This is a genomic window from Pseudomonas sp. R9.37 (genome assembly GCF_963878885.1).
Classification (GTDB): Bacteria; Pseudomonadota; Gammaproteobacteria; order Pseudomonadales; family Pseudomonadaceae; genus Aquipseudomonas.
The window spans coordinates 520,435-536,721 of record NZ_CAWNZA010000011.1; the positions used below are offsets into that span (position 1 = coordinate 520,435).

Consider the following 16,287-nt stretch of genomic DNA (forward strand, 5'->3'; position numbering starts at 1 on the left):
TTGCCATGACGTACCGAATCAATGAATTCCAGTTCCAACTGCCTGCCGGCGAGCTGCAAGACGCGTCGATCAACATCCTCAAGTTCCCTGAGCTGGGCACGTCCTTGATCATCAGCCGCAGCTTCCTCACCGACGGCGAAACCCTGCACAGCAATTTCGACGACCAGCTCAAGCGCCTGGAAAAACAGGTGCAGGACTTGCGCTGCCAACCGAGCGTGACCGTGCGTTTGGGCGCCACCCAAGAGGTGGAAGGTATTGAGCTGCGCAGCCAGTTCAACAAGGGCAATGACAAGGTGTTCCAGTACCAGCTGGCGCTGGTGCTGCCGGGTACGCGCAAGATGCTCGCCTTGAGTTATGTGAAGGCTGACACGCTTGGTGATGCGGAAGCGGCGCATTGGGCATTGATAAAAAATTCGCTGTCGTTCGACGCTATTTCTTGATGAGCGGCCTGCATGTCTGACGCGTTATGGGCGGCCCGAATGGGCGATGCGCTGTCCCACACCTCGATGATGGCGGACATCCTCGGCGGTGTGCTGGAAGTGGCGGCCAATATCGCGATCACTGCGGTGGCGACGGCTGCCGTGGTGGCCGCTACCGGTATCACCGTCGCGACGGGAGGCCTGGGTGCCTGCCTACTTGGCGCAGTGGTTGGTGTGGTGGTTGGCCTTGCCATGAGTAAGACAGGGGCTGACAAAGGTCTAAGTAACATGTGCGAGGGCATCGCTAACGCGCTGTTTCCCCCCATGGTCATGGCCACGATACTTAGCGGTTCTACCGATACGTTGATCAATTCGACACCCGCTGCCAGAGCGGCTGGAGCGGTGCCGTCCCATGTCTCCCCCTCGGGCACGGAAAGTGAGCAACCGCCAGCCGCTCAGGAGAACCCCGAAGATCCGAGCTATCTGGATATGGCCAAGGGTTTTTTCTCGCAGATGTGGCGCCCCACGGTCGCAACTCCTGCACCCGGTGCTGTACCAAAACCGCTGGACCTGGTGACCTGCATGAAGCATCCGCCGATGCCACCGCAGCTCCTCGCCGAGGGCTCAGAAAAGGTTACGGTCAATAGCCAGCCCGCCGTACGTAGCGGCGACCGCAGTACATGCGATGCGACCGTCGTATCGTCCGGTCTTATATCGCCAAACGTGACCATCGGCGGCGGTTCAGTCGTTGTGCGTGAAATACGCAGTGGTAAGACGCCAGGTGTCGGTCTGGCTGTTACCGCGCTAATGATGCTTAAAGGTAGCAAAGGCAAGTTTCTCAGCAACCTACCCTGCATGTTGCTTGGTGGCGTGAGTTCCTATGCAGTCAGCCAGGCAGTCAACGCCGTGGCCAATGCCGCCATTGGCTCACCCAATCCTGTTCATGCGGCAACAGGCGCCAAAGTTCTCGGCGCCGAAGATGAACTGGACTTTGTCTTGCCGGGAACACTGCCCATTGAGTGGCAGCGCGTCTACAACAGTCGCGACGAGCGACGAGACGGTTTGTTTGGCGCAGGCTGGAGCGTTGCCTACGAAATCAGCGTGCAGGTTCTTGAGCATCCGGATGGTGGCGACCGATTGCTCTACATTGATGAGCAGGGACGCCGCATCGACATGGGCTCAATTGTTCTTGGAAGTGCAGTATTCAGCACAGGTGAGGGGCTTGCCGTACGAAGGAATAGCAATGGTCAATTGCTGATTGAAAGCGCCGATGGTGTGTATCGCCTGTTCGAACCCACCCCGCAGGCGCCTGCACGGCTGCGGCTGGCGCAACTGGGCGACCGCAACGACAACCGTATTTACCTGGACTATGACAATAGCGGTCGACTGAAACACCTTCGTGACACGCTGGACCAAGTTCGTATCGAGTTGAGCTATCACCTGGGCCGCCTGAGCCAAGTCGAACGCCTCTATAGCGATCAACGACGCGAGGTGTTGGTTAACTATTCCTACACTACCAGCACGGATTTGGCTGAAGTCCGTGATGCGAGCGGCCAGGTCCAGCGCCGCTTTGCCTACGACACCGGGCGACGGATGATTGAGCATCAACTGCCAGCTGGCCTACGCTGTTTTTACCAATGGGCCTGCATAGACGACTTGGAGTGGCGGGTTGTCCAGCATTGGACAGAGGATGGCGACCTCTATCGCTTCGACTATGACCTGAAGTCGGGAACTACCCGTATCACCGACGGCCTTGGCCGGGTCAGTACGCGCAAATGGAATCGTCAGTTTCAAATTATCCAGTTCACCGATGCGCTCGATCAGACCTGGCTTTTCGATTGGAACGAAGAACGCCAGTTCATCGGTGCAACGGATCCCCAAGGTGGGTGCTACGAACTCAGTTATGACGATACCGGTAACTTGACTGGCAGCCTCGATCCACTGGGGCGCAACGAGTCCACAACCTGGCTGGAACATTGGGCGTTGCCGGTATCAGGCACTGACAGTGAGGGAAACTCCTGGCAGTTGCGCTACGACCAACGAGGTAACTGCATCGCTGAGACGGACCCTCAGGGCCACGTCACGCAATATCGTTATGACAATTGCGGGCAATTGGTGGAGATCATCGATGCGGCCGGAAAAAGTAAAAAGCTGCGTTGGAACCCCTTCGGCCAGCTCATTGAGCATATTGACTGCTCCGGTTACCCGACTCGTTTCAATTACGACGAAAGAGGCTATTTGCAAGCCATCACCGATGCACTGGGTGAACGAACGACCTTTGTTTGCGATGTGCGGGGCCTGGTGCTGAGTACCGAGCTGCCTGACGGCCGCGTTGAACATTTCCAACGCGATGGCAGCGGTCAATTGATCGCCCATACCGACTTCGCCGGGCACTCTACGTACTATCAACGGAATCGCCAGGGGCAGGTTTGCCAACGCCTCGATGCGCACGGGCGCCAAGTTAACTTTGCCTACGACAGCTATGGCCGCCTTCAAACCCTGACCAACGAAAACGGTGAGCGATATCGCATCGCCTGGGATGCCAACGACCGCGTAGCTGAACAGCAAGACTTGGATGGTAGCGTGCGCCGCTATCACTATGACGCACTGAACAACATCACACGGATGGAAGCTATTCCAGCACCTCACGGTAGCGGGATGGCACTGGTCTCAACAACGCCCGAAGCACCTATCGTGCATTGCTTTGAGCGCGACGCGTCAGGGCGTCTGGTGGCAAAGGTCACCGATGATGGACGAACGGAATACACCTACGACTCGCTGGACCAACTCAAGGCCATCACGTTTACCGACAATGCCGGTGAGCACCAAACGATCAACTTCGGCTACGACACGGTTGGTCAACTGATCGAAGAGAAGAGCGCCGCAGGAGTACTTCAGCATCATTACGACGAACTTGGAAACCTGAGCCAAACTCACTTGCCTGACGGACGCTGGCTCAATCGGCTGCACTACGGCAGTGGGCACCTCCATCAGATCAACCTCGACGGGCAGGTCATCAGCGACTTCGAGCGCGACCGCCTGCACCGCGAAGTACTGCGTACCCAGGGCCACCTCAGCACTCGTCACCATTATGACCGCTGTGGGCGCTTGCGCGCTCGTGAGCGAGGCCAGATCACTCGGGGATCCGTACTTCCTGCAGCGGTACAGAAGCAGTTCGAGTACGACCCCGCCGATAATTTAATTGGCAAACTTGAGCAACAGTCTAGCGGCCAGCGCAGACAACTGCTGCACTACGACGCCACCGACCGGGTAGTCGCCAGCCAAGACAATCTCGTGGGCCAGCGCGAAACCTATTCCTACGATGCAGCCGCGAACCTTCTCGACGGCCCGCGACCTGGGGCGGGGCTGGTGCAGCACAACAAACTCCTGACGTTTCAGGACAAACGTTATCGTTACGACGGTTTCGGTCGAATGATCGAAAAACGCAGCGCCAATCGTGGTGTCCAGCGCTTCACCTATGACGCCGAACATCGCTTGATTGAAGTGCACAACGAGCACGGCGGGCAGCGGTCAGTCGTCAGGATGACCTATGACCCCTTAGGAAGACGAACAGCCAAGGCCACCCACGATGGGAATGGCTATTTGTTGAGCGAGACCCGCTTCACCTGGGACGGACTGCGCTTGCTCCAGGAACACAAGCATGCCCAGACCAGCCTTTACATCTACAAGGACGAAGGCCACGAACCGCTGGCACGCGTTGATGGTAGCGGCGCCCAGCAGAAAGTCCGCTATTACCACAATGACCTCAATGGCCTGCCCGAGCTGCTCTCGGAAGCAGAAGGTCAGACCGTCTGGCATGCCAGCTATCAGATTTGGGGAAATACAGTTCAGGAAACACGTGAACCCTACTATATCGAAGAACAAAACCTGAGGTTCCAAGGCCAGTACCTGGACAGAGAAACCGGCCTGCATCACAACATATTCCGCTTCTATGACCCGGATATCGGCCGCTTCACTACTCCCGATCCCATCGGGCTCGCAGGGGGGCTAAACCTTTACCTGTACTCAACCAATCCACAGACCTGGATCGACCCTTACGGATTAAGTCCCGAAGACTTGATGCGTTACAAACCCAAGGCATCTATCACACCGGAAGCCGGTGATCGTGCAACGGCGATCAACCGGGCATGGGGGCAGGAACGAGAGTTGGTAGCACGTGGTGGCGGATCAAGAAATTGGACAGCCCCCGAACGCGATATGATCAAGAACACCACGAACAACGCTCAACTCAATTCTAAGATGTCAAAAGCAGGGTATACCGGACACCATATCAATAGCGTCAAGGGCAATGGTGCATTGGGCCCAGCGTGGAAAGGTGACCCGAGGAACATCGTATTCTTGCAGAACGCCAAACACCCCAGTGGTGTAGACGAGCATATGAATAGCCCTCAAGGACACCGTAAGAGCTATACCAGGGCAAGCAAGGGACGATTGATCGACCGTGTTAACACTCCCGGAAAGCCGGGCTGTGGTAAATAATTTTCTGCTGGAGAAGACATGAGCGCACTGGATAATTCACTCAATGAACTGCGCCGGGTCCACAAGAAATTTGATCTTGAGGGCAGCTTTGAAACCAACCGACAGGCAAACGCCAAATGGCCAAAGACACTGGCCCACTCTGCCGAGATCGACTATTTCTACGATAATTGCGAACCGGTCGACGTGGAGATTGAAACCGGTACCACGCCAATCTGCTTCTTCGATTTGAGCAAGATAGAAGATGCCCAGGTTGGCTATAAATGGATGGGCGATTCGAACAAAACAGAAATCAACGAGGACTGGCTCGATGATTACTTAGTGCTTATGGATGATATGGGTGGCGGTAAACCCATCATTGCAATCACGAGCACCATTGGTACACCCGTGTGGGCGAGCTACGACGCGGTCGACCCTTTCAAGATCGCCGATACACTGGCCGATTTCTTTTTGGCGTTTGCCAAACTGATTGAGATCGTCCATGGCGAGTACGATATTTTTGGTATCTATAACGATGACGATACGCTATCGACGGCCTTTAGAGAGCGGTTGATTGAGGAGGTCAGCCCTTTGCTCGGAACGGAAAATTTCGAACGCTTTTTTGATTACTTCTATGGCTAAGGGTTGCCCAAGGCTATGGCGCTGATAAGTCCAGCTGGGCAATACCAGGGTGTTCCAGTGCTGCCGAGCACACGCAAGATGCTCGCCTTGAGTTATGTGAAGGCGGACACGCTTGGGGATGCCGAGGCGGCGCATTGGGCGACGATTAAGAACTCACTGTCGTTCGACGCTATTTCTTGATGAGCAGCCTGCATGTCTGACGCGTTATGGGCGGCCCGAATGGGCGATGCGCTGTCCCACACCTCGATGATGGCGGACATCCTCGGTGGTGTGTTGGAAGTGGCGGCCAATATCGCGCTCACTGCGGTGGCGACCGCTGCCGTGGTGGCAGCCACCGGCATTACTGTGGCCACCGGCGGCCTCGGCTGCTTCGTGCTGGGCGCGGTAGTGGGCACGATTGTCGGCCTTGCCATGAGCAAGAGTGGCGCGGACAAAGGCCTGACCAAGATATGCGATGCCTTTAGCAACGCCCTGTTTCCTCCCTCGGTGCAGGCGAACATTCTCACCGGTTCCACCGATACCCTCACCAATAACCTGCCTGCCGCCCGCGCGGCCGGGGCGATCAGCTCCCATGTCACACCGGCCGGCACCGAGCTGGAAGCGTCCAAGCCTGAACCAGAACCCAGCTACCTGGACATGGCCGAAGGTTTCTTCTCGCAGATGTGGCGCCCCACCGTCGCGACGCCCGCACCGGGCGCTGTGCCGAAGCCGCTGGACCTGGTCGTGTGCATGAAGCACCCGCCAATGCCGCCGCAGTTTCTTGCCGAAGGTTCGGAAAAGGTCACGATCAACGGCCAACCCGCCGTGCGCAGTGGTGATCGCAGCACCTGCGATGCGACGGTGGTGTCGTCCGGCTTGATCTCATCCAACGTGGCCATCGGCGGCGGTTCGGTGGTGGTGCGTGAAATTCGCAGCGGCAAGACGCCAGGCGTCGGGCTGGCGGTCACGGCACTGTTGATGCTCAAGGGCAGCAAGGGCAAGTTCTTCAGCAAGTTGCCGTGCATGTTGGTCAGCGGCGCGACGTCGATGGCCATCAGCAGCGCGATGGGCGCTGCGGCCAACGCCGCGATGGGCTCGTCGAACCCGGTGCATGCTGCAACGGGCGCGAAGATACTCGGCGATGTCGAGGAACTGGATTTCGTGCTGCCGGGTATCCTCCCGATTGACTGGCAGCGCTTTTACAACAGCCGCGATGAACGCCAGGGCAGCCTGTTTGGCGTCGGCTGGAGCGTGGCCTACGAAGTGTGCGTCGACATTCAGCCGCATCCCGAGGGCGGCGAAACGCTCGTGTATACCGACGAGCAGGGCCGGCCCATCGACATGGGTTCGATTCCGTTGGGCGGCGCGGTGTTCAGCGCCGGTGAAGGGCTTGCGGTGCGGCGACACCTCAACGGGCAATTGCTGATCGAAAGCGACGACGGCGTGTACCGCTTGTTCGAAGCTGCTCCAGCAGACCCGTCGCGACTGCGTCTGACCCAACTGGGTGATCGTAACGACAACCGCATCTACCTCGACTATGACGAAACCGGCCACTTGGTGCGACTGCGCGATACGTTCGATCTGGTTCAGGTTGAGCTGATCCGTGATCAGGGTCATGTGGCTCATATTGAGCGCCTCTACCCGGATCAACGTCGCGAAGTGCTCGTGAGCTACGGCTATGACGCCGAGGGCAATCTGGCACAGGTGCGCGACGCCACCGGCCAGGTGCAGCGGCGCTTCGCCTACGACGCCGGGCGCCGCATGGTGGAGCATCAATTGCCCACCGGCTTGCGCTGCTTCTATGAGTGGGCGTTGGTTGAAGGCCTGGAATGGCGCGTGGTCCGGCACTGGACCGATGAGGGCGACGCCTACCAGTTCGACTACGACTTGCAGGCGGGCCTGACCTGCATCACCGACGGTTTGCAACGTGTCAGCACTCGGCACTGGAACACTCAGTACCAGATCATTCAATACAGCGACAATCTCGGTCAGACCTGGCTGTTCGAATGGAACGACGAACGCCAGTTACTCAGCGCCACCGACCCGCAAGGCGGCCGCTATGAGTACAGCTACGATGAGAGCGGCAACCTGATCGGCGAAACCGACCCGCTCGGGCGCAGCGACTCCACCTTATGGCTGGAACATTGGGCGTTACCGCTGGTGGAGACCGACGCCGCCGACAACAGTTGGCAGTATCGCTACGACCCACGCGGTAACTGCATCGCCGAGACCGATCCGCTGGGTTACATCACCCGCTATCGTTATGATGCCCACGGCCAGGTCGTGGAAATCATCGATGCCACCGGCAAAAGCAAACAACTGCGCTGGAACCCGTTCGGGCAACTGGTCGAGCATATTGATTGCTCGGGCTACCCAACGCGCTTCAGCTACGACGAGCGCGGTTATTTGCAGCTCATCACCGATGCCCTCGGTGAACGTACCCAATTCAGCTACGACGCCCAGGGCCGATTGCTCAGCAGCCAACTGCCGGACGGCCGCACCGAACATTTCCAGCGCGATGCCAGCGGGCAGTTGGTGGGCTATACCGATCCCGCCGGGCACACCACGCTCTATCAACATAACCGGCGCGGCCAGGTGCGCCAGCGCACCGACGCCCATGGTCGCCAGGTGCAGTTCGGCTACGACAGCTACGGGCGTCTGCAAGCGTTGGTCAATGAAAACGGTGAAAGCTATCGGTTTGCGTGGGATGCCGGCGATCGGCTGGCTGAACAGCAAGACCTCGACGGCAGCGCCAAGCGCTACGACTACGACCGGCTGGACAACATCACAGCGGTGACTGCCGTTCCGGCGCCTTATGGCAATGGCTTGGCGGTGGTCCCCGAAACGCCGCCAGCGCCCATCGTTCATCGGCTGGAGCGTGATGCGGTCGGCCGACTGGTCGCCAAGACCACCGACGATGGCCGCACTGAGTACAGCTACGATGCGGTGGATCAGCTCACGGCGGTCACCTTCACTGATCTGCAAGGCAATGCCCAGGCGTTGGCTTTCGCCTACGACGCTGTCGGCCAGTTGCTTGCCGAACAAAGTGCCGGCGGCAAGCTGCAACATCACTACGACGAACTCGGCAACCTGATCCAGACCCAACTGCCGGACGGGCGCTGGCTCAATCGCCTGTACTACGGCAGCGGCCACCTGCACCAGATAAACCTCGACGGCCAGGTCATCAGCGACTTCGAACGCGACCGCCTGCACCGCGAAGTGCTGCGCACCCAAGGCCAGCTCAGCACCCGCAGCGAATACGACCGCAGCGGCCGCCTGCGCTCACGCCAACGCCGCCTTAACAGCCAGCCATCGCTGATGCCTGCGGCGACGCAAAAGCAGTTCGAATACGACCCCGCCGACAACCTGATCGGCAAACTCGACCAGCAACCCGTCGCGCAACACCGCCGACTGCTTCACTACGACGCCACCGGCCGCATCATCGCAAGCCAGGACAACCTGCACGGCCAGCGCGAAACCTTCGCCTACGACGCCGCCGCCAACCTGCTCGACGGCCCGCAGACGGGCGCCGGGTTAGTGGTGCATAACAAGCTGCTGACCTATCAGGACAAGCGTTATCGCTACGATGCGTTTGGACGGATGATCGAAAAACGCAGCGCCAAGCGCGGCGTGCAGCGGTTTGCGTATGACGCAGAAAGCCGGTTGGTTGAAGTGCGTAATGAAAGCGGCAGCGTGGTCAGGATGGTCTACGACCCGCTGGGGCGGCGGGTTGAAAAAACCGAGCATGGCAGCGATGGGTATCCGTTGGGGGAAACCCGGTTCACGTGGGATGGGCTGCGGTTGTTGCAAGAGCACAAGCACAGTCAAACCAGTCTTTATGTGTATGAAGACGACGGCGGCTATCAACCGTTGGCCCGCGTCGACGGTGACGGCCCACTGCAGAAAATTCGTTACTACCACAACGACCTGAACGGGTTGCCGGAGCAACTGACTGAAGCTGACGGACACAGCGTCTGGCAAGCGACTTATCGGGTGTGGGGCAACACGCTGGAAGAGGCGCGCGAGCCTTATTACATTGAGGAACAAAATCTACGGTTTCAGGGCCAGTATCTGGACCGGGAGACGGGGCTGCATTTCAATACGTTCAGGTTTTATGATCCGGATGTGGGGCGGTTTACGACGCCGGATCCGATTGGGTTGGCGGGAGGACTGAATTTCTATCAATACAGCCCAAATCCCGTCGGCTGGATCGATCCTTGGGGTTGGAGTTGCGTTCAGTTCAAACGCTGGAAACGCGGCCAAGCCATAGACAAACCGTTGCCTAACGGCAAAGCTCCGGCTTGGGATGTGGTAAGAAATCGGTATTGGAAAAACCGCTATGAAGCTTCAAAAACATCTGGCGAATTCAGTCCGTCTAACATGAGCCGTATGAAGCGTGGTTCGGCACCCCTGGACGCCAACGGCAACTCAATGGAATTGCATCACCACAACCCTCAAAGAAACGGTGGTAGGGATGTGAACCATCCTCGAAACCTGCGTGAGGTCACTCGCGAGCAGCACGCAGCACTGGATGAATTCAGACAGTTAGGAAGCAAGTAATGACCGCTATAGACATCATTAAAAAATTCGTCGAAGGCTCTATTTCACCCAAGGAATTCGAAGAAAAAGTCTACGCAGATGCAACTGTCGAAGCGTTGCTGAAAGATGAGAAAAACTTGCCAGCGTACGTCAGTGAACCTGATCTCTATACCTATGCAATCAGTCAGGACTTTGGAAATTTTGAGTGCATTTACAATGTTCAAACGCTTCTGTCGGGTGTTCTGAGCAAGCATGGCATTACTCACACGGTGGAAAAAAAGTACGAAAATCTATTTAACCTGACGCTAAAAGTTCAACCAAAGTGGCTGTCCCTATCATCCGACTATCTATCGAACCTAATCGAAGAGCAAAAAAGTCTGAGTCCGAAAGATTTGCAGTCGTGGTTGAAGGAAAAAATAAAAACTGATTTTCGGTGTTTGAAAACACAGCCAAAATGGCTTCAAAGCCCCGAATGGCCAATAGAAAGCGGAAAGCCGATGGTTTTCGTGGGGCAGCTCGACATTAGCGAATTGAGCCACGACAGCGCACAGGCTTACCTTTTTTTTGATGAAGATAAAAAGACCTTCCATACCATCACCCAAGCTTGCTGATGAGCAGTTAAGTGGGAAACATTTAAATTTACAATCAAATAAATCCCTACCCTTTGGCAATTCCCAAGCCCTGCGCTTCGCCTACGACGTCCACGGTCAGTTGCTCGCCGAGCGAGTGCCGGCGGCAAGCTGCAACACCACTACGACGAACTCGGCAACCTGATCCAGACCCAACTGCCGGACGGGCGCTGGCTCAATCGCCTGTACTACGGCAGCGGCCACCTGCACCAGATAAACCTCGACGGCCAGGTCATCAGCGACTTCGAACGCGACCGCCTGCACCGCGAAGTGCTGCGCACCCAAGGCCAGCTCAGCACCCGCAGCGAATACGACCGCAGCGGCCGCCTGCGCTCACGCCAACGCCGCCTTAACAGCCAGCCATCGCTGATGCCTGCGGCGACGCAAAAGCAGTTCGAATACGACCCCGCCGACAACCTGATCGGCAAACTCGACCAGCAACCCGTCGCGCAACACCGCCGACTGCTTCACTACGACGCCACCGGCCGCATCATCGCAAGCCAGGACAACCTGCACGGCCAGCGCGAAACCTTCGCCTACGACGCCGCCGCCAACCTGCTCGACGGCCCGCAGACGGGCGCCGGGTTAGTGGTGCATAACAAGCTGCTGACCTATCAGGACAAGCGTTATCGCTACGATGCGTTTGGACGGATGATCGAAAAACGCAGCGCCAAGCGCGGCGTGCAGCGGTTTGCGTATGACGCAGAAAGCCGGTTGGTTGAAGTGCGTAATGAAAGCGGCAGCGTGGTCAGAATGGTCTACGACCCGCTGGGGCGGCGGGTTGAAAAAACCGAGCATGGCAGCGATGGGTATCCGTTGGGGGAAACCCGGTTCATGTGGGATGGGCTGCGGTTGTTGCAGGAGCACAAACACAGTCAGACGAGCCTTTACGTCTATGAAGACGAAGGCTACCAACCTTTGGCTCGCGTCGACGGTGCCGGGCCGTTGCAGAAGATTCGTTACTACCACAACGACCTGAACGGGTTGCCGGAGCAACTGACCGAAGCTGACGGACACAGCGTCTGGCAAGCGACTTATCGGGTGTGGGGCAACACGCTGGAAGAGGCGCGCGAACCTTATTACATCGAGGAACAAAATCTACGCTTTCAGGGACAGTATCTGGACCGGGAGACGGGGCTGCATTTCAATACGTTCAGGTTTTATGATCCGGATGTGGGGCGGTTTACGACGCCGGATCCCATCGGGCTAGCCGGGGGTCATAACTTCTATCAATATGGGCCGAACCCGGTCTCATGGATCGACCCTTGGGGATGGGCCAGCTCAAATCCCGGGGTCTATGACGTATCGTACGAAGCCCACATCAACAAAGAAATCTGGCGCTCAAAGGACTCTGTACATTTCGCCGAATCCAACAGACAACTGCATTACGCGATGAAGAACGATCCCGCATTGCAAGCAAGTGTCGAAGCAAAACACCCAGGCATCTCAAAATGGGCTGCGCCGAAGAAAAATGGCAAGTTCAGAACAACAGCAATGAAGGGCTCGACCTGGCATCACCACCCTGTAGTAGGTGGCAATTTGCAGCTGGTCAGTCACGAAGACCACAAAAACCGTCACGGCGACTACCACCCGAAAGGCCGTAACGGAAAACGAGTAGGCGGCAGAAAAACCTGGGGTGGCGGGTCATCTTGTAGAAAATGAGGAGTTACTGATGAAAAAGATGCAAGGCATCACCAACCTGTTCAGCACCGTCAACTCCCATACCGATAACGACTGGGTCTATACCAACCTGGATAAATGGGAAGAAGAACCAGAGAAAGCAATTTTCTACCTCATTTCCGAGGACGAAATTGACGATCTCGAGGAAGACGATAAAACAGTCGAGAATTCTGCCGGCGAGCTTATCCCCAAGTCCTTGGAAAAAGAAAACGTCGAAACCTGGCTGGATGTGCAAACGCTTCAAGCCATATTCGAAGTTATTCAAAAGAAGGTTAAGGCGCCAGATAGTGATATTTTGATCCGAGCAATCAATCACTATCGGGAATACGACTACTTCATGGAAGCCTGATTCCTATCCAAAAAATGGGCACCCGACCCAGTCGGCGTGCCCATTTTTTTCCAACCCGCCTCCCTTCAGACGGTACCGCTCTTACGGGTTGACGCTGTCTTTGAGCGACTTGCCCGGCTTGAACGCAACGGTGTTGCTCGCCTTGATCTTCACCGGCTCACCGGTTTGCGGGTTTTTGCCGGTGCGGGCGCCGCGGTGGCGTTGCAGGAAGGTGCCGAAGCCAACCAGGGTGACGCTGTCCTTGCGGTGCAGGGCGCCGGTGATTTCTTCGAGAACGGCGTTGAGTACGCGGTTGGCCTGTTCTTTGGTGAGATCCGCTTTTTCAGCGATGGCGGCTGCGAGTTCTGGTTTACGCATAAGTGAAGCCTCTTTGACGGTTTTTTGTTGTTATGTCCGTGCTGCTCTCTTATGGAGCAGCGCCCAAGGCGCCGCAGGCTCTACTCTGCGGCAGACGGGAGTGAGGATGGCATGCCCTCGCACGCTCCGCCAGTCTCGTGGCGACCTTTATAGAGGTAAGAACGTGCTGATTCCGACAGAACGACCGGTATTTACGCCAGTAACGGCGGAAGTTCTTTGTTCAAGGCCAGTTTTTCCATCACGGCGCTGCCGGTCAGCGCGTAGCCGAGCAGGCGGCCGCTGGCGTCGCGGCACAAGGCCTTGATGTCGGCGCCCTGCCCTTCGACGCTCCACACGCCTTCGGTGCCGCGTGGCGGTGGGGAAACCACCAGCGGGCAGATCGGGGTTTTCACGGTGATCGGCATCGGCCCGTAGCTCACGGCCGTGGCGTTGCCGGCCAGGGTCTGGGCCAGGGCGCGGGCGCAGCTCATCAGCGGCATCACATAGAGCAGGTTCAGGCCATCGACCTCGGCGCAGTCGCCCAACGCGTAGATGTTGGCGTGGGAAGTCTTGAGGTGGCGGTCGACCATGATTCCACGGTTGATTTGCAGGCCGGCGGCGGCGGCCAGGTCCACCCGTGGGCGCAGGCCGATAGCCGAAACCACCAGGTCGCAGTGAATCACTTCACCGTCGGACAGGTGCGCTTCCAGGCCATCAGCCGTGCGCTGCAGGCGGTTGAGCACCGGGCCCAGGTGGAAACGCGCGCCAAGGCCTTCCAGCCCGGCCTGCACGGCGGCGGCTGCCGCCGGGTGCAGCAGGGTCGGCATGACCTGCTCGCACGGCGCCACCAGGTCGATTTCGTAGCCGCCAAGGATCAGGTCGTTGGCGAACTCACAGCCGATCAGCCCGGCGCCGAGCAGCAGCACCCGGCGTTTGCCAGCGGCGGCGGCACGAAAGCGTGCGTAATCTTCGAGGTCGTTGATGGGGAAAATCAGCTCAGCCGCGTCGCCTTCGACCGGGACACGCACGGTTTCTGCGCCCCAGGCCAGGATCAGGTCGCGGTAGATCACCGCTTCCTCGCCGATCCACAGGCGTTTGTGGCCCGGGTCGATGCCGCTGATGCGGGTGTGGGTGCGCACTTCGGCCTTGAGTTGCTCGGCCATGGCGCCCGGTTCGGCCATGCTCAGGCCGTCGGCTTCCTTGTTCTTGCCAAAGCCGGTGGAGAGCATGGGCTTGGAGTAGGAGCGCCCGTCATCTGCGGTGATCAGCAGCAACGGGGTCTCGCTGTCGAGCTTGCGAAACTCCCGGGCCACGTTGTAACCGGCCAATCCTGTGCCGATGATCACGACAGGTGCGTTCATTCCTTTCTCCTTGAAGTACGTTTCAAAAATCGATGATTAACCGATTTCGATCATTTCGAAATCCATTTTGCCCACGCCGCAGTCCGGGCACAGCCAGTCTTCCGGAACGTCCTGCCACAGGGTGCCCGGTGCGATACCGTCATCCGGCCAGCCGTCTTTTTCGTCATAGATCAGGCCGCAGACTACACATTGCCACTTCTTCATTACTTGCTTCCTCAGGGTCCAGGCATCTTGGCCGACGGTCGATAGACCAACGTTGCCGTGCGGCTCAGGGCGTTTTGTACTGATCGGAGCCGGCAGATGCAAGCATGTTCGGCGCAAACGGCCGGTTCAGCCCGGCAAAAGCTCAGGATGCCATGGTAAGCTCGCCGCCTCTTTTGCTGCCAATACTGACTCACCGTGCCGCACTCAATCGCCCCTCCCGATGCTTGCCAATGGCTGACCCAGAGCCTCCTGAGCCCACTGCCCGCGCCCTTGACCCTTGACTGGCTGTTCGACGAAGGCTCGTTGACGCGCCGGCTGACGGGCCTGTCCGACGATGGCTTCAGCGTGACGCCGCTGTTCGAAGGTTGGCAACCGCTGCGCGACGATGAATGCGCGGCGCTGAACCTGGCCCCGGCCACTGTCGGTTGGGTGCGCGAGGTGTATCTGCGCGGCCATGGTCAGCCGTGGGTGTTCGCGCGCAGCGTGGCGGCGCGCAGTGCCTTGCAAGGCGACGGGCTGCACATGGACGAACTGGGCAGCCGTTCGCTGGGCGAGTTGCTGTTTTGCGACCACGCCTTCACCCGCCAGGCCATCGAGGTGTGCCACTACCCACGGCAATGGCTGCCGACTGCGGATCAGGCCGACGGGTTGTGGGGACGCCGCTCGCGCTTTGATCGCGGGTCGCTGAGCGTGCTGGTGGCGGAAATTTTCCTGCCGGGCTTCTGGCAGGCGTTGCATGACCGTGCGGAGAACTGCTGATGTATCAACGTCTGCTCAAATCCCTGAACCACCTGAACCCCAGGGCCTGGGATTTCATTCAGTTGACCCGCATGGACAAGCCCATCGGCATTTACCTGCTGTTGTGGCCGACGCTGTGGGCGCTGTGGATTGCCGGCAAGGGCTCGCCGTCCTTGCTCAATATCGTGATTTTCGTGCTCGGCGTGGTGCTGACCCGCGCCGGTGGCTGTGTGATCAATGACTGGGCCGATCGCAAGGTCGACGGCCACGTGAAACGCACCGAACAACGCCCATTGGTGAGCGGCAAGATCAGTTCCAAAGAGGCGCTGGTGTTTTTTGCGGTGCTGATGGGCATCAGCTTCCTGCTGGTGTTGCTGACCAACGCCACCACCATCCTGCTGTCACTCGGCGGCCTGGCGTTGGCGGCGAGCTACCCGTTCATGAAGCGCTACACCTATTACCCGCAAGTGGTACTGGGCGCGGCATTTTCGTGGGGCATGCCGATGGCGTTCACCGCTGAGACCGGTCACCTGCCTGCCACGGCGTGGCTGCTGTACATCGCCAACCTGTTGTGGACGGTGGGCTATGACACGTATTACGCGATGACCGACCGCGACGACGACTTGAAGATCGGCGTGAAATCCACTGCCATTCTGTTCGGCGATGCCGACCGCGTGATCATTCTCACATTGCAAGGCCTGTCGCTGGTCTGCCTGGTGCTGGCGGGTATGCGGTTCGAGTTGGGCGGCTGGTTCCACCTGGGGTTGCTGGCGGCGGCAGGCTGCTTTGTCTGGGAGTTCTGGTACACCCGCGACAAGGACCGGCTGAAATGCTTCAAGGCGTTTTTGCACAACCACTGGGCCGGGTTGGCAATTTTTGTCGGGATCGTGGCGGATTACGCGTTTCGTTGACCCTGTGGGGAGCGGGCTGGTTGT

At 58.2% G+C, this 16,287-nt stretch carries 11 protein-coding genes and 2 pseudogenes; 10 read left to right on the forward strand and 3 right to left on the reverse strand.

Translation table 11 applies throughout. From position 1 onward, the window contains the following. The first annotated feature begins 5 nt into the window (after nucleotides 1-5). From AACU78_RS09080 to AACU78_RS09115, 8 genes and pseudogenes are all read left to right on the forward strand, one after another. Nucleotides 6-440, forward strand: a complete 435-nt coding sequence (locus AACU78_RS09080; RefSeq protein ID WP_106575889.1) for a DcrB-related protein — start codon at nucleotides 6-8, stop codon at nucleotides 438-440. Between the two features lie 12 nt (nucleotides 441-452). Continuing rightward, entirely contained in the window at nucleotides 453-4,919 is a 4,467-nt protein-coding gene (locus tag AACU78_RS09085; RefSeq protein WP_106575890.1) for an RHS repeat-associated core domain-containing protein, read from the forward strand. Between the two features lie 18 nt (nucleotides 4,920-4,937). Continuing rightward, entirely contained in the window at nucleotides 4,938-5,537 is a 600-nt protein-coding gene (locus AACU78_RS09090; RefSeq protein WP_106575891.1) for a hypothetical protein, read from the forward strand. A gap of 39 nt (nucleotides 5,538-5,576) precedes the next feature. Continuing rightward, nucleotides 5,577-5,717: pseudogene (locus AACU78_RS09095) on the forward strand (DUF1795 domain-containing protein); the annotation flags it as partial. Nucleotides 5,718-5,729: 12 nt separating this feature from the next. Then, a complete protein-coding gene (locus tag AACU78_RS09100) occupies nucleotides 5,730-10,076 on the forward strand; it encodes an RHS repeat-associated core domain-containing protein (RefSeq protein WP_106575892.1) in 4,347 nt (1,448 codons plus the stop codon). Then, nucleotides 10,076-10,666 (forward strand): hypothetical protein, encoded by a 591-nt coding sequence (locus AACU78_RS09105; RefSeq protein ID WP_106575893.1) that lies wholly within the window; start codon nucleotides 10,076-10,078, stop codon nucleotides 10,664-10,666. The genes AACU78_RS09100 and AACU78_RS09105 overlap by 1 nt, the downstream gene beginning before the upstream one ends. 55 nt (nucleotides 10,667-10,721) lie before the next feature. After that, nucleotides 10,722-11,960, forward strand: a pseudogene (locus tag AACU78_RS09110) (RHS repeat-associated core domain-containing protein); the annotation flags it as partial. Nucleotides 11,961-12,356: 396 nt separating this feature from the next. Beyond that, entirely contained in the window at nucleotides 12,357-12,713 is a 357-nt protein-coding gene (locus AACU78_RS09115) for a DUF7716 domain-containing protein (RefSeq protein ID WP_106575894.1), read from the forward strand. An 81-nt stretch (nucleotides 12,714-12,794) separates the two neighbouring features. Here the strand turns inward: AACU78_RS09115 and AACU78_RS09120 are convergent, their stop codons facing one another. From AACU78_RS09120 to AACU78_RS09130, 3 genes are all read right to left on the reverse strand, one after another. Next, nucleotides 12,795-13,070, reverse strand: coding sequence for an HU family DNA-binding protein (locus tag AACU78_RS09120; protein WP_003213368.1), 276 nt, complete (start codon nucleotides 13,068-13,070; stop codon nucleotides 12,795-12,797). Between the two features lie 191 nt (nucleotides 13,071-13,261). After that, nucleotides 13,262-14,410 (reverse strand): NAD(P)/FAD-dependent oxidoreductase, encoded by a 1,149-nt coding sequence (locus AACU78_RS09125; protein ID WP_106575895.1) that lies wholly within the window; start codon nucleotides 14,408-14,410, stop codon nucleotides 13,262-13,264. 36 nt (nucleotides 14,411-14,446) lie between these two features. Further along, nucleotides 14,447-14,614 carry a rubredoxin gene (locus AACU78_RS09130; RefSeq protein WP_003213373.1) on the reverse strand — a complete coding sequence of 56 codons (168 nt, stop codon included), beginning with the start codon at nucleotides 14,612-14,614 and terminating at the stop codon, nucleotides 14,447-14,449. A gap of 195 nt (nucleotides 14,615-14,809) precedes the next feature. On the opposite strand from AACU78_RS09130, the gene AACU78_RS09135 reads away from it, so the two are divergent. After that, complete coding sequence (locus AACU78_RS09135; RefSeq protein WP_106575896.1) at nucleotides 14,810-15,373, forward strand: chorismate--pyruvate lyase family protein; 564 nt, start codon at nucleotides 14,810-14,812, stop codon at nucleotides 15,371-15,373. Further along, nucleotides 15,373-16,263 carry a 4-hydroxybenzoate octaprenyltransferase gene (gene ubiA, locus AACU78_RS09140; RefSeq protein ID WP_106575897.1) on the forward strand — a complete coding sequence of 297 codons (891 nt, stop codon included), beginning with the start codon at nucleotides 15,373-15,375 and terminating at the stop codon, nucleotides 16,261-16,263. The genes AACU78_RS09135 and ubiA overlap by 1 nt, the downstream gene beginning before the upstream one ends. Nucleotides 16,264-16,287 lie beyond the last annotated feature (24 nt).

What these genes read in the sequence shown, in the direction of transcription:
- AACU78_RS09100 (WP_106575892.1), top strand. Translation starts at nt 5,730, where the DNA reads ATGTCTGACGCGTTATGGGCGGCCCGAATGGGCGATGCGCTGTCCCAC.
- AACU78_RS09125 (WP_106575895.1), bottom strand. Translation starts at nt 14,410, where the DNA reads ATGAACGCACCTGTCGTGATCATCGGCACAGGATTGGCCGGTTACAAC.
- AACU78_RS09115 (WP_106575894.1), top strand. Translation starts at nt 12,357, where the DNA reads ATGAAAAAGATGCAAGGCATCACCAACCTGTTCAGCACCGTCAACTCC.
- ubiA (WP_106575897.1), top strand. Translation starts at nt 15,373, where the DNA reads ATGTATCAACGTCTGCTCAAATCCCTGAACCACCTGAACCCCAGGGCC.
- AACU78_RS09090 (WP_106575891.1), top strand. Translation starts at nt 4,938, where the DNA reads ATGAGCGCACTGGATAATTCACTCAATGAACTGCGCCGGGTCCACAAG.
- AACU78_RS09120 (WP_003213368.1), bottom strand. Translation starts at nt 13,070, where the DNA reads ATGCGTAAACCAGAACTCGCAGCCGCCATCGCTGAAAAAGCGGATCTC.
- AACU78_RS09105 (WP_106575893.1), top strand. Translation starts at nt 10,076, where the DNA reads ATGACCGCTATAGACATCATTAAAAAATTCGTCGAAGGCTCTATTTCA.
- AACU78_RS09080 (WP_106575889.1), top strand. Translation starts at nt 6, where the DNA reads ATGACGTACCGAATCAATGAATTCCAGTTCCAACTGCCTGCCGGCGAG.
- AACU78_RS09130 (WP_003213373.1), bottom strand. Translation starts at nt 14,614, where the DNA reads ATGAAGAAGTGGCAATGTGTAGTCTGCGGCCTGATCTATGACGAAAAA.
- AACU78_RS09085 (WP_106575890.1), top strand. Translation starts at nt 453, where the DNA reads ATGTCTGACGCGTTATGGGCGGCCCGAATGGGCGATGCGCTGTCCCAC.